Origin of the sequence: Rhodococcus sp. PML026, assembly GCF_000963615.1 — a bacterium.
Lineage (GTDB): Bacteria > Actinomycetota > Actinomycetes > Mycobacteriales > Mycobacteriaceae > Rhodococcoides > Rhodococcoides fascians.
Genome location: NZ_KQ031368.1, coordinates 227,501 through 239,658, shown reverse-complemented (window position 1 = coordinate 239,658; position 12,158 = coordinate 227,501). Strand labels below are relative to the sequence as shown.

General features: G+C 63.7%; 14 protein-coding genes (1 of these 14 cut by a window edge). 12 read left to right on the top strand and 2 right to left on the bottom strand.

The window, feature by feature from the left end:
- The first annotated feature begins 30 nt into the window (after positions 1 to 30).
- From VF34_RS03965 to VF34_RS03920, 10 genes are all read left to right on the top strand, one after another.
- Entirely contained in the window at positions 31 to 462 is a 432-nt protein-coding gene (locus VF34_RS03965) for a Cg1360 family ATP-synthase-associated protein (RefSeq protein WP_045840958.1), read from the top strand.
- A 441-nt stretch (positions 463 to 903) separates the two neighbouring features.
- A complete protein-coding gene (gene atpB / locus VF34_RS03960) occupies positions 904 to 1,629 on the top strand; it encodes a F0F1 ATP synthase subunit A (protein ID WP_027497905.1) in 726 nt (241 codons plus the stop codon).
- Between the two features lie 78 nt (positions 1,630 to 1,707).
- A complete protein-coding gene (locus VF34_RS03955; RefSeq protein WP_027497904.1) occupies positions 1,708 to 1,947 on the top strand; it encodes an ATP synthase F0 subunit C in 240 nt (79 codons plus the stop codon).
- Between the two features lie 7 nt (positions 1,948 to 1,954).
- Positions 1,955 to 2,524, top strand: a complete 570-nt coding sequence (locus VF34_RS03950; protein WP_027497903.1) for a F0F1 ATP synthase subunit B — start codon at positions 1,955 to 1,957, stop codon at positions 2,522 to 2,524.
- 8 nt (positions 2,525 to 2,532) lie between these two features.
- Positions 2,533 to 3,360: a F0F1 ATP synthase subunit delta gene (locus tag VF34_RS03945; RefSeq protein WP_027497902.1), complete on the top strand. Its 828-nt coding sequence runs from the start codon at positions 2,533 to 2,535 to the stop codon at positions 3,358 to 3,360.
- A gap of 88 nt (positions 3,361 to 3,448) precedes the next feature.
- Positions 3,449 to 5,092, top strand: a complete 1,644-nt coding sequence (gene atpA, locus VF34_RS03940; RefSeq protein WP_027497901.1) for a F0F1 ATP synthase subunit alpha — start codon at positions 3,449 to 3,451, stop codon at positions 5,090 to 5,092.
- 52 nt (positions 5,093 to 5,144) lie between these two features.
- A complete protein-coding gene (locus VF34_RS03935; RefSeq protein ID WP_032383690.1) occupies positions 5,145 to 6,116 on the top strand; it encodes a F0F1 ATP synthase subunit gamma in 972 nt (323 codons plus the stop codon).
- Positions 6,117 to 6,119: 3 nt separating this feature from the next.
- Positions 6,120 to 7,568 (top strand): F0F1 ATP synthase subunit beta, encoded by a 1,449-nt coding sequence (gene atpD / locus VF34_RS03930; protein WP_027497899.1) that lies wholly within the window; start codon positions 6,120 to 6,122, stop codon positions 7,566 to 7,568.
- Between the two features lie 30 nt (positions 7,569 to 7,598).
- The gene (locus VF34_RS03925; protein WP_027497898.1) at positions 7,599 to 7,958 is read left to right on the top strand and encodes a F0F1 ATP synthase subunit epsilon; all 360 of its coding nucleotides are present in this window, start codon (positions 7,599 to 7,601) and stop codon (positions 7,956 to 7,958) included.
- Positions 7,959 to 7,987: 29 nt separating this feature from the next.
- Positions 7,988 to 8,425 carry a DUF2550 domain-containing protein gene (locus VF34_RS03920; protein ID WP_027497897.1) on the top strand — a complete coding sequence of 146 codons (438 nt, stop codon included), beginning with the start codon at positions 7,988 to 7,990 and terminating at the stop codon, positions 8,423 to 8,425.
- A gap of 19 nt (positions 8,426 to 8,444) precedes the next feature.
- Here VF34_RS03920 and VF34_RS03915 read toward each other — a convergent pair whose 3' ends face one another.
- The gene (locus VF34_RS03915) at positions 8,445 to 9,038 is read right to left on the bottom strand and encodes a cob(I)yrinic acid a,c-diamide adenosyltransferase (protein ID WP_045840889.1); all 594 of its coding nucleotides are present in this window, start codon (positions 9,036 to 9,038) and stop codon (positions 8,445 to 8,447) included.
- 53 nt (positions 9,039 to 9,091) lie between these two features.
- On the opposite strand from VF34_RS03915, the gene murA reads away from it, so the two are divergent.
- The gene (gene murA, locus VF34_RS03910; protein ID WP_027497895.1) at positions 9,092 to 10,345 is read left to right on the top strand and encodes a UDP-N-acetylglucosamine 1-carboxyvinyltransferase; all 1,254 of its coding nucleotides are present in this window, start codon (positions 9,092 to 9,094) and stop codon (positions 10,343 to 10,345) included.
- Here murA and pdxR read toward each other — a convergent pair.
- A complete protein-coding gene (pdxR, locus tag VF34_RS03905) occupies positions 10,338 to 11,741 on the bottom strand; it encodes a MocR-like pyridoxine biosynthesis transcription factor PdxR (RefSeq protein WP_231578184.1) in 1,404 nt (467 codons plus the stop codon). The two genes, murA and pdxR, sit on opposite strands and share 8 nt — an antisense overlap.
- A gap of 92 nt (positions 11,742 to 11,833) precedes the next feature.
- Here pdxR and VF34_RS03900 point away from each other — a divergent pair, with 92 nt between their 5' ends.
- Positions 11,834 to 12,158, top strand: the 5' portion of a protein-coding gene (locus tag VF34_RS03900) for a pyridoxamine 5'-phosphate oxidase family protein (protein ID WP_045840888.1). The gene runs 359 nt beyond the window's last position; the window shows 325 of its 684 coding nt (coding positions 1-325); its start codon is at positions 11,834 to 11,836; the stop codon falls past the right edge of the window.

Here is a 12,158-nt window from a genome sequence, read left to right as displayed (position 1 = left end):
TCGACAACTGTGACCTTCACCCCGCAGCCCATGCCCGACCAATTCGCACCGCTTCGTGCCGCGGTCCGCTACGGCCTCATCGGCCTGGTGGTACTGACGGTGGTGAGCGTGGGGATCTCGGTTGCTGCTGCGGGAACTCCAGGATTGTGGGGATCGATCATCGGAGTGGCCATCGGGGGCGGGTTCGTCATCACGACCGCGCTGTCGGTGGCTCTGACCACACGGTTTCCCGCGTCGGCGGTCGGAGCGCTGTTGCTCGGTGGGTGGTTGGTCAAGATGGTCATCGCGCTGATCGTGCTCGTGGCACTCAAGGATGCGGACTTCTACAACCGGTATTCGCTCGGGCTGACCATTCTGGGGGCTCTGGTGGTGGTCCTGGGCGCGGAGGTGTTCGGTGTCGTCAAGACGAAGGTGGGCTACGTCGACAGCGTTCCTGCCGACGGGAACCCCGACAAGTCGTAGTACGACAAGCTGTCGTAATCGGTTAAGCTGAGGGCCGCCTACACAACGTCGTAGTTCTGTTGATAAAGTTTGCATCAAGCGATGGGCAAGACCGGGACGAAAGAGACTTTTTCCCCGGACTGGACCCCCGCAGGTAACCATCAGCGTGAGCTTCCTTACAGTAGGCCCGGAGTCACAGACTTCGGCAACGTAGGGTTTCGCCCTGAGAGTTGCCGAGTCGACGTGAGTCGCCGACACCCGACAGACGCTTGGCCGATGAAGACCGGGCCTCAGCCTCTGACGATTGCGAGCCGATTTTCGTCGACTTGATAGATCGTCATTGTCCGATCGAACCGCAGCCGTTACTCGGTTGCGGCCCGAACACGGGAGAGACCGCTGAGCGTCACCACTCTGGCTGCGGAGTTCCATCCGCCGTCACTATCCGATTTCTTTCCTCCCGCGGTGCTGTTCGAGGGAACCCCGTTCGAGCTCGACCGGCTGATGCTCATCCGCATCCTGATGTCGGCTCTGCTGATCGTCTTCATGCTGATCGCTCTGCGCAGCCCCAAGATCGTTCCTCGCGGAATCCAGAACGTCGCCGAGATCGCTCTCGACTTCGTCCGGATCCACGTGGCCGAGGATGTCCTCGGCAAGGAACAGGGACGCCGCTTCCTGCCCGTCATCATGACGATCTTCTTCACGGTCTTCGCGGTGAATCTCAGCGCGGTCATACCGTTCCTGAACATCTCGGCCAACGCCCGCATCGGTCTGCCGATCGTGTTGGCCGCAGTCGCGTACATCGCGTTCGTCTACGCCGGTGTGAAGAAGTTCGGTGCAGCCAAGTTCGTCAAGGGCACGATCGTGATCCCGGGCATTCCGAAGGCCATGCACGTGCTGCTGATCCCGCTCGAGTTCATCTCGAACTTCGTGCTTCGCCCGTTCACGTTGACGGTGCGTCTGCTGGCCAACATGCTCGCCGGTCACATCATGCTCGTGCTGTTCTTCAGCGCCACGCAGTTCTTCCTCTTCGAGGCCTCTGCCGGCCTGAAGATCTTCGCCGCACCCTCGCTCATCATGGGCTTCCTGTTCACGATGTTCGAGATGCTCGTGATCTTCCTGCAGGCATACATCTTCGCGCTGCTGACGGCGATCTACATCGATCTGTCGCTGCACGCCGACTCGCACTGACCGACCAACAGACCGAACTAGCTACACCGCCACCTCCGACACCCGGATGTGGACCGAAGAAAGGGAACGGAAAACCGAATGAGCCTTGAAGTTCTGGCCCAGGCGCAGGAAATCACCGCAAACGGATACGGCGCCATCGGCTACGGCCTCGCAGCGATCGGTGGTGGCATCGGCCTCGGCCTCGTCGTCGCCAAGAACATGGAAGCAACCGCTCGCCAGCCCGAGCTGGCCGGTCAGCTCCGTACGACCATGTTCCTCGGCATTGCATTCACCGAGTCCCTCGCCCTGATCGGCCTCGTCGCCGGCTTCATTCTCTGAGAGCGCGATGACAAACGCGATAACGCTGCTCGCAGCCGGGGCGGAGGGGGAGGAATCCCAGAACCCGCTGCTGCCCGCAACATACGACATCGTTTGGTCGATCGTCTGTGTCGTGATCATCGGCTTCCTGTTCTGGAAGTACGTCGTACCGCGTTTCCAGACGGTCCTCTCCGAGCGTTCCGAGCTCATCGAAGGCGGAATCAAGAAGGCCGAGCAGGCACAGGCAGAGGCGAAGGCTGCTCTCGAGCAGTACCACGCTCAGCTCGCCGACGCCCGTTCCGAGGCTGCGCAGATCCGCGAGGAAGCGCGCACCCAGGGACAGGCGATTCTCGCCGAGATGAAGGAAAAGGCGCAGGAAGAGAGCGATCGGATCGTGGCCGCAGGCCACAGTCAGCTCGTTGCTCAGCGTCAGCAGATCGTCACCGAACTTCGTGGCGACCTCGGACGTACGGCCGTCGAACTCGCCGAGAAGGTCATCGGAGAGCAGCTCTCCGATGACGCGAAGCGTTCCAGTTCGATCGATCGCTTCCTCAACGAGCTGGATTCCGTCACCGCGGACTCCGCATCAGGAAAGTGAGTCGAACCATGTACGCAACTTCTCGTGAGGCGCTCGCCCGCACACGGTCGGTCGCCCACGAAGCTCTGGGGTCCGCGTCGGGCGGCGAGGCAACGGCCGTCGCCGCTCAGACCGGTGCCGAGTTGTTCGCCGTCGTCGAGACTCTCGACGCGCAGCGCACGTTGCGTACCGCTCTCGCCGACTCCTCGGTCGAGGGCGATCGACGAAGCGCTCTGGCCGGAGAGGTCTTCTCCGGCCAGGTGTCGAGCGCAACGGCGACCATCGTCAAGGCTGCGGCCGGCGAAAGCTGGTCCACCGCCCGTGACCTGCTGAACTCGCTGGTCGAGTTGGGACGCGAAGCTCTGCTCCGCGCTGCTGCCGATCAGGACCAGCTGGACACGGTCGAGGACGAGCTGTTCCGGCTCGGCCGCATCGTGGCTGCCAACCCGCAGCTCGAGCAGGCATTGTCGGATCGCTCCAAGCCGGCACAGGCCAAGCGCGAACTGCTGGGTCGTCTGCTCTACGGCAAGGTCACCGCGGTCACCGAGGCGCTCGCGGTGCAGGCCGTCACGCGTCCACGGAAGGCGGCACCCGCCGACGTTCTGAACGGACTGGCAGATCTGGCCGCCGAACAGCGCGACCGCGCAGTTGCACACGTACGCAGCGCAGCCCCACTGAGCGACAGTCAGCTCGAAAAGCTGACCGCGACCTTGACCCGCACGTACGGCAAGCAGGTCACGGTGCACGTAGAGGTCGATACCGAACTGCTCAGCGGACTTGTCGTTCGTATCGGCGACGAGGTCATCGACGGTAGCGGGGCAGGCCGCCTCGCTGCATTGCGAAAGACGCTCAAATAGTCCGACACGGACACAGTAACGAGAAGAATTGCCTCGGCATTCGAGGCTTTTCATACCGCGATCATTCGAAGGAAGAGCAGGAAACACTATGGCGGAGCTGACGATCTCCTCCGACGAGATCCGTAGCGCGATCGATAACTTCACCGCGAGCTACTCACCGGAGTCTTCCCGCGAGGAGGTCGGCACGGTTACGGACACGAGCGACGGAATCGCTCACGTGTCCGGATTGCCGTCGGCGATGTCCAACGAACTCCTGGAGTTCCCGGGCGGAGTCCTCGGTGTCGCGTTGAACCTGGATGCCACCGAAATCGGTGCCGTCATCCTCGGTGACTACGAGCACATCGAAGAAGGCCAGGAAGTCAAGCGCACCGGAGACGTGCTGTCGGTCCCCGTGGGCGACGGCTACCTCGGTCGCGTCGTGGACCCGCTGGGCAAGCCCATCGACGGCCTCGGCGACATCGAGTCCTCCGAGACCCGCGCCCTCGAATTGCAGGCTGCCTCGGTGCTCGAGCGCCAGCCCGTCGAGGAGCCGCTGCAGACCGGCATCAAGGCGATCGACGCCATGACCCCGATCGGCCGCGGCCAGCGTCAGCTCATCATCGGCGACCGCAAGACCGGCAAGACTGCGGTCTGCATCGACGCGATCCTGAACCAGAAGGCCAACTGGGAGAGCGGCGACGACAAGAAGCAGGTTCGCTGCATCTACGTCGCCATCGGCCAGAAGGGCTCCACGATCGCAGGCGTCAAGGCTGCACTCGAAGAGCAGGGCGCACTCGAATACACCACGATCGTCGCCGCACCCGCGTCCGACTCGGCCGGCTTCAAGTGGCTCGCTCCGTACACCGGCTCGGCCATCGGCCAGCACTGGATGTACCAGGGCAAGCACGTCCTCATCGTGTTCGACGACCTGACCAAGCAGGCCGAGGCGTACCGCGCGATTTCGCTGCTGCTGCGTCGCCCGCCGGGCCGCGAGGCATACCCCGGTGACGTCTTCTACTTGCACTCCCGCTTGCTGGAGCGTTCGGCGAAGCTGTCCGACGAGCTCGGTGGCGGATCGTTGACGGCACTGCCGATCATCGAGACCAAGGCCAACGACGTCTCCGCGTACATCCCGACCAACGTCATCTCCATCACCGACGGCCAGGTCTTCCTGGAATCGGACCTCTTCAACAAGGGCGTCCGTCCCGCCATCAACGTCGGTATCTCGGTTTCCCGAGTCGGCGGCGCTGCGCAGACCAAGGGCATGAAGAAGGTCTCCGGATCCCTTCGTCTCGAGCTTGCTCAGTTCCGTGAGCTCGAAGCCTTCTCGGCGTTCGCGTCCGACCTCGATGCAGCGTCCAAGGCGCAGCTCGAGCGCGGCGCTCGACTGGTGGAGCTGCTCAAGCAGGATCAGTACGCACCGGTGGCCGTCGAAGACCAGATCGTCTCGATCTGGCTCGCAGGCCAGGGCACGTACGACTCCGTTCCGGTCGGCGATGTTCGCCGCTTCGAGACCGAGCTGCTCGAAGATCTGCACCGCAACGCAAGCGGCGTCTACGACAGCATTGCCGGTGGCAAGGCTCTCGACGAGGACAACCAGAAGGCACTGACCGAAGCGACCGAGAAGTTCAAGGCCGGCTTCGTGGACTCGGACGGCAACCGCGTCGTCAACGAGGCCGAGGCAGACACTCTGAACGCCGACGAGGTCAGCCAGGAGCAGGTCAACGTCACCCGCAAGACAGTCAGCAAGTAGGCCGGCGATGACAGGTGACATGACGAGCACAGAAGGGAGCGTGAACAGCTAGATGGCAAGCATTCTCGAGCTTCGCTCCCGTATCAAGTCGGTCAACTCGACGAAGAAGATCACCAAAGCGCAAGAGTTGATCGCAACTTCGCGAATCACCAAGGCGCAGGCCCGCGTTGCCGCATCGAAGCCGTACGCGGAAGAGATCACGAAGGTGCTCTCCGCACTGGCGAGTGCATCGAGCTCGCTCGATCACCCGTTGCTCAACGAGCGACCCGAGCCCAAGCGTGCTGCAGTCCTGGTCGTGACCAGTGACCGCGGTATGTGCGGTGGCTACAACTCCAACGTCCTCAAGGAAACGGAGGAGCTCTTCCAGCTCCTGCGCTCCGAGGGCAAGGACCCGGTCATCTACGTGCTCGGCGCAAAAGGCCTGGGCTACTACACGTTCCGTGAGCGGGACGTGAAGGGTGCCTGGACGGGCTTCTCGCAGGAACCTGGATACGCCGATGCAGCGAAGGCCAGTAAGCATCTGGTCGAGCTGTTCATGGCGGGTTCGGGCACCGAGGTGGAGGCTCCCAACGGTGAAGGCACCGTCGAGGGCGTGGACGAGTTGCACATCGTCTACACCCGCTTCGTGTCGATGCTCACGCAGAAGCCCGAAGTTCGCCGGATGGCACCACTCGAAATCTCGTACACCGACGAGGAATTCGAGATGGGTGCGGACGCGTTGACCGACTCACCGACCGCGGATGTGCAGGCACAGTACGAGTTCGAGCCGGAGGCAGGCACTCTGCTCTCGGCGCTGCTGCCCAAGTACATCAGCACCAGGATCTACGCGTCGTTGCTCGATGCAGCAGCGTCGGAGTCCGCGGCGCGTCGTACCGCCATGAAGGCAGCGACGGACAACGCGAACGAATTGGTCGAGACCTTGAGCCGTCAGGCCAACCAGGCTCGGCAGGCCCAGATCACCCAGGAAATCAGCGAAATCGTCGGTGGCGCCAACGCGTTGGCCGACAGCGCAGGAAGTGACTAAGCAATGACCGCAGCAGTAGCCCAAGAGAACGCGAGCGGAGCGGACACACAGTCCGGCCGTGTCGTTCGGGTCATCGGCCCCGTTGTGGACGTCGAGTTCCCGCGCGGCTCGATTCCCGCACTGTTCAACGCCCTCAACGCAGAGATCACTCTGCCGACCGTGGCCAAGACCCTGACGCTCGAGGTTGCACAGCACCTCGGTGACAACTTGGTTCGCACCATCTCGATGCAGCCCACCGACGGCCTCGTCCGTGGCACGGCTGTCGTCGACTCCGGCAAGCCGATCTCGGTTCCCGTCGGTGATGTCGTCAAGGGCCACGTGTTCAACGCCCTCGGTGACTGCCTTGACACCCCCGGACTCGGCCGCGACGGCGAGCAGTGGGGCATCCACCGCAAGCCACCAGCCTTCGATCAGCTCGAGGGCAAGACCGAGATCCTCGAGACCGGCATCAAGGTCATCGACCTGCTGACGCCGTACGTCAAGGGCGGAAAGATCGGTCTGTTCGGTGGTGCCGGTGTCGGCAAGACCGTGCTGATCCAGGAAATGATCACCCGTATCGCACGCGAGTTCTCGGGCACCTCGGTGTTCGCAGGAGTCGGCGAGCGTACTCGTGAAGGCACCGACCTTCACCTCGAGATGGAAGAGATGGGCGTCCTCCAGGACACCGCCCTCGTCTTCGGACAGATGGACGAGCCGCCCGGCACGCGTATGCGCGTGGCGTTGTCGGCACTGACCATGGCGGAGTACTTCCGCGATGTGCAGGGCCAGGACGTGCTGCTGTTCATCGACAACATCTTCCGCTTCACGCAGGCAGGTTCGGAGGTGTCGACCCTTCTCGGTCGTATGCCGTCGGCCGTCGGTTACCAGCCCACGCTGGCGGACGAGATGGGTGAGCTCCAGGAGCGCATCACCTCGACCCGTGGCCGCTCGATCACCTCGCTGCAGGCGATCTACGTCCCCGCCGACGACTACACCGACCCGGCTCCGGCCACGACGTTCGCGCACCTCGATGCGACGACCGAACTGTCGCGTCCGATTTCGCAGATGGGTATCTACCCCGCTGTGGACCCGCTGAGCTCGACCTCGCGCATCCTCGAGCCCGGCATCGTCGGTGCCGAGCACTTCCGCGTCGCCAACGAGGTCAAGCGAATCCTGCAGAAGTACAAGGAGCTGCAGGACATCATCGCCATCCTCGGTATGGACGAGCTTCAGGAAGAGGACAAGGTTCTGGTCGGCCGCGCACGCCGTCTGCAGAAGTTCCTCGGCCAGAACTTCATCGTTGCCGAGAAGTTCACCGGCGAGGCCGGTTCGGTCGTGTCCCTCTCGGACACCATCGAGGCGTTCGACAAGGTCACCAAGGGTGAGTACGACCACCTTCCCGAGCAGGCCTTCAACAGCTGTGGTGGTCTCGACGACGTCGAGGCAGCCGCGAAGAAGATGGCCGGAAAGTAGACCGACGTGACTTCTTCCGAGAAGAGCGGCATGGAGGTCTCCCTGGTCGCTGTGGAGCAGAAGCTGTGGTCCGGTACTGCGACCATCGTCAGTGCTCAGACCACCGAAGGTGAGATCGGCATCATGGCCGGCCACGAGCCTGTCCTCGGCCAGCTGGTCGAGGCGGGCACGGTGTCGATCACGACGACCGACGGCGAGAAGATCATCGCTGCGGTGCACGGTGGCTTCCTGTCGGTGACGGGTAAGACCGTCACAGTGCTGGCGGAGTCCGCCGATTTCGCCGATGACATCGATGTCGAATCGGCACGGGCTGTAGTGGCAGAGAACGGCGACGACCTCGAGGCCATTGCGGTGGCCAAGGGACGTATCCGCGCTGTCGAGCGGTCCTAGGTTCACGAGAAGCCGCGACGAGACCTGCGATGCACTCCGGATTGATTGCTCTGATCATTCTGGTTGTGCTGCTCGCAGGGCTCGTCGCGGCTTTTGCGTACCGTCTTGCAGTGCTGCGGCGAGGTGGTACGGCAGCGATCATGCGCGTGCTGCCGTCCGAGGGCGGTGCCGGTTGGCGACACGGCATCATTCGGTACGGCGACAACACGTTGGTGTTCTTCAAACTGTCCAGTCTGCGGCCCGGGCCCGATCATCGGCTCGGTAGACAGGACGTTCAGGTGGGGGACCGACGGGCCCCCCGCGACACCGAGTTCGACATCATGACTCCGGACATCGCTGTGCTGGAGTTGTCGGACAACGGCAAGAAGTACGAAATGGCACTGGACAGAAGTGCGTTGACCGCTTTCCTGTCCTGGGTGGAGTCACGCCCGTCGGGGCGCTCGCGCCGCCGTCGGCCGGCGGCCTGAACGAGTCGCTTGCCAGAAATCAGTCGGTATCGGTACCTGTCGAGCGGCTCGCTCCGGGTACCCACTGCACGTCGCCCTCCGGGTTTGCGTACCTGCTCAGGATGAACAGCAGATCCGAGAGCCTGTTGAGGTACTTGGCCGGTAGATCGCTCGTGGTTTCCGGGGAGGCGTGGACCGCTGCCCAGGCCGACCGCTCCGCGCGCCGAGCCACGGTGCGCGCGACGTGCAGCAGCGCTCCCAGAGGTGTTCCGCCGGGCAGGATGAACGACGTCAACGCCGGTAGCTCGTCGTTGAATTCGTCGCACCAGGCTTCGAGGCGGTCGACATAACTCTGATCGATCCTCAGCGGTGGGTATTCCGGATTGTCGACGACAGGCGTCGACAGATCGGCACCGGCGTCGAACAGATCGCTCTGAACGGTCCGGATGACGGTTCGCACGGCTTCACTCGGATTTCCCAGTGCCAGTGCGACTCCGAGGTTCGCGTTGGTCTCGTCGCAATCTGCGTAGGCGATCAGCCGCTCGTCGTTCTTGGAGACCCTCGAGAAATCGCTCAATCCCGTGGTCCCGTCGTCGCCGGTCCGGGTGTAGATGCGCGTGAGGTGAACGGCCATGCGGCTACGGTACCGCGCGGGTGCCGGTCGGTACCGCTGGCTACGCTGTCGAAGTGAGTGAACGCTTTTTGGTCAACGGTGGTAATCGCCTCGTGGGTGAGGTGGCGGTCGGTGGTGCGAAGAACAGCGTCCTCAAGCTGATGGCCGCGGCCCTGCTCGCCGAGGGAACCAGCACGATCACCAACTGCCCCGACATCCTGGATGTTCCGCTGATGGCGGAGGTGCTGCGCGGACTCGGGTGCGAGGTGGAGCTCGACGGCTCGGTCGTCCACATCACGACCCCGGCCATGCCGAAATACCACGCCGATTTCGCGGCTGTTCGCCAGTTCCGAGCGTCGGTCTGTGTCCTCGGCCCTCTCGTCGCGCGGTGCAAGCGAGCGGTGGTGGCATTGCCGGGCGGAGACGCCATCGGGTCGCGTCCGCTGGATATGCACCAGTCCGGACTGCAGTTGCTGGGGGCGCGCAGCGAAATTCAACACGGATGCGTCGTTGCGGAAGCCGACGAGTTGCGCGGCGCGAACATCAGGTTGGCTTTCCCCTCTGTGGGAGCGACGGAAAACATCCTGATGGCGGCTGTGCTCGCTACCGGTGAGACCGTGATCGACAACGCGGCCCGCGAACCGGACATCGTCGACGTGTGCAACATGCTCAACGAGATGGGTGCCGATGTCCGGGGCGCAGGCACCTCGACCCTCACCATCCGGGGTGTCAGCGCGTTGAAGCCGACGACTCATCGCGTCATCGGCGACCGAATTGTCGCTGCTACGTGGGGAATCGCGGCCGCGATGACGCGCGGGGACGTTCGAGTGCGTGGGGTCAACCCGAAACATCTCTCGCTCGTACTGGACAAGCTGCGGTCTGCGGGTGCCGAGGTGACCAGCGAACCGGACGGCTTCCGCGTCGTTCAGCACGAACGGCCGCGAGCAGTGAACTTTGCGACGTTGCCGTACCCCGGGTTTCCGACGGATCTGCAACCGATGGCTATCGGGCTCGCGACCGTCGCCGACGGGACGTCGATGATCACCGAGAACGTGTTCGAGGCACGCTTCCGGTTCGTCGAGGAGATGATCCGACTGGGCGCTGATGCGCGTACCGATGGCCACCATGCTGTGGTTCGCGGTGTTCCCCAACTTTCCAGTGCGCCGGTGTGGTCTTCGGACATTCGAGCTGGGGCCGGGCTGGTCCTGGCCGGGCTGGTGGCGGACGGTACGACCGAAGTGCACGACGTGTTCCACATCGACAGGGGCTATCCGCGATTCGTGGAAAACCTGACCGCTCTCGGCGGGAGCATAGAGCGGGTCAGCTGACCGACCTCTTCTCGAGAGCGTCGACCAGCACCCGGAGCGCGCGCTCGAATCGATCGTCCGCCACCGACCCGTAGCCGATGACGATGCCACCATCGGTGGTCGGCGATCGCGTCGAATGTGCGAGTGTCGGCAGATCGACCCCGTTGTCCGCGCAGTCGGCTGCAATATCGCGTGCAACGTCTGCGTCGAGCACGAGCACCGTGTGCAGCCCGGCACCGACGCCCCGAAGTTCGCCGAATGGCGCCAGCGCAGCGGCGACGACGCGGTCACGTGCCCGATAGATCCGACGTGCTGTGCGTACGGACCGGTCCCATTCGCCGTCCCGCAACAGCGAGGTCATGGCCTGCTGGACGGGAACCGACGGGAAGTCGCCGATGGCGCGACGTGTGTCGGTGATGCGCTCGACCATCGACGGGGGAGCCACCATCCATCCGAGGCGTACGCCGGCACCCAGCGTCTTCGATACCGTTCCCAGGTAGGCGGCACGGTCCGGAACGAGCTCGGTGACCGTCGTCAAAGGTGCTATGCCGTAACGGAATTCGGAATCGTAGTCGTCCTCGATTATGGTGGTTCCGGTGCTTCGTGCCCAGTCCGCCAGGGCGCGCCGACGACCGATGGGCATGAGTCCGCCGGTGGGGTATTGGTGTGAGGGAGTGACGTAAACGGCCGGGGTGCCGTGAGGAACCGATTCGAGCTCGTCGACGACGAGGCCCTCGCGGTCGACGGGGATGTCGTGAACGGACCACCCGCGGTGTGTAGCGAGGGCAGCAGCAGCCCGGTATCCCGGATTCTCCAGTGCGAGAACATGTTCGACGCCGACGTTTACAGAGAGGGAACCCAGTGCCAGGTCCAGACCGTGAATGCTGCCCGTGGTGACGACGATCGAATCCGCGGTGGTGTGCAGCCCGCGAGCACGGCCGAGCAAGTCGGCAATGCGCATCCGCAAGTCGAGTGAGCCGGCCGGATCGGGATAGTCGCCCGGTGGGGGAGAGCCACCGACGTCTCGCCATGCCCGCTTCCACGCATCGGATGCGCGAGGCGGAGTCCACGGTATTCCGGGGCGCAGCGAAATGCGCTGCGTAGTGGGTGGGCCTTCCTGTGCTCGGTGCAGCCTGTGGTCCGACCGAACGGCATGCGGAACATCTCGGACGTAGTTGCCGGATCCGCGACGTGCCTCCAGCCATCCTTCGGCGACGAGCTGCTCGTACGCCTTCTCCGCCACCGCACGAGCCAGACCCATTTCGACGGAAAGTGCTCTGGTACTTGGCAATCGGACGCCGGGCTCGAGCTCGCCGCGATCGATTGCCGCCCGGATACCGTCGGCTACCTGAACGGGCAACGTGCGGTGGTCGGCTCGATCTATCGCGATCGACAGGGCATTCGGCGGCAAGGTCATCGTGCGTCACCTGTTCATGGCAGAAAGTGGCCTAGCGTTATTGCTCCCTATTAGACCATGACAGTGAGCCAACGGGGCGGCACTCTGGTGGCATGACGGCCGACGAAACACTTCTGTCCCCAACATCCAGAACCACCGTGGTCCGAGGTCGGCAGCGTGCGCAGTCGGAGCGGACGGCGTTGCTCGACGTGCTCCGATCGGCTCGCCTCTGTCATATGGGGGTACTGGTGGGGAACGTGCCACGTGTGCTCCCGACCGTGTTCGGCCTGGATCCGGAGGGGCCGGACAGGGCGGGAACCCTGTACCTCCATGGTTCGGTCGCCTCTCGAAGCCTGGTGGAGGCGCCTGATCAGGACATCTGCGTGACGGTCACGGTCGTCGACGGGTTGGTCCTGGCCCGGTCCGCGTTCCATCACT